Source organism: Acinetobacter sp. UBA6526 (assembly GCF_002434875.1).
Lineage (GTDB): Bacteria > Pseudomonadota > Gammaproteobacteria > Pseudomonadales > Moraxellaceae > Acinetobacter > Acinetobacter venetianus.
Genome location: NZ_DJLC01000204.1, coordinates 3,108 through 3,957, shown reverse-complemented (window position 1 = coordinate 3,957; position 850 = coordinate 3,108). Strand labels below are relative to the sequence as shown.

Annotated in this window: 1 protein-coding gene; it reads right to left on the bottom strand. The window is 42.1% G+C overall.

Features of this window, described 5'->3' with window-relative positions; translation table 11 throughout:
• Positions 1 to 716: histidinol dehydrogenase (gene hisD / locus B4237_RS14010; RefSeq protein WP_286943606.1), on the bottom strand; the 716-nt coding region annotated here is incomplete at its 3' end.
• Positions 717 to 850 lie beyond the last annotated feature (134 nt).

Here is an 850-nt window from a genome sequence, read left to right as displayed (position 1 = left end):
ATTTCTGAAGGGCCTGCAATCATATCAATACCGACCTGACCGAATACCGCGCGCTTTGCAGCTGCGACAAAACGATTGCCAGGTCCTGTAATTTTATCTACAGCTGGAACTGTTTGAGTTCCATAGGCTAATGCTGCAACCGCTTGTGCACCACCAATAGTAAACACACGACTCACACCAGCTAAATAGGCAGCCGCCAATACAAGTGGATTCAACTCACCATTTGGTGCCGGTACGACCATAATAATTTCTGGCACGCCAGCCACATGTGCAGGTAAAGCATTCATCAAAACTGATGATGGATATGAGGCTAATCCCCCTGGCACATAAATCCCAACGCGATCAAGCGGTGTAACCTTTTGACCTAGCGTATTACCTAACTCATCGACATAAGTCCAGCCGTCTTGCTTTTGTGCCTCATGGAATGAACGGATACGTTTAGCAGCAAGTTCAAGTGCTTCGCGTATTTCAAAACTTAAGCCATCAAATGCAGATTTGAGTTGTACTTGAGTTAACTCTAAATCAGAGAATTGATGCGCTGGATGTCGATCGAACTGCTGTGTTAATTTAAGTACATGATCATCACCATGCTGACGAACATCAGCAATAATTTGATCTACGGTTTGTACTAATTGAGGATCATTCACAGTTTCAAATGCTAAAAGTTCAGCAAAAGCCTGTTTAAAGTTCTGATCCTGAGTCGATAAACGTCGCATCAATTTACCCACAAGGCGAATAATAGAGCGCTAAGTTTACTCTTTTTCATTAGGCTTGTGGGTGCAATCTCCGCCTAAAAAATCAATCGTGTAGAAAGATAAGCTAGATGAATGATTAATTTTCAATGAAAAAT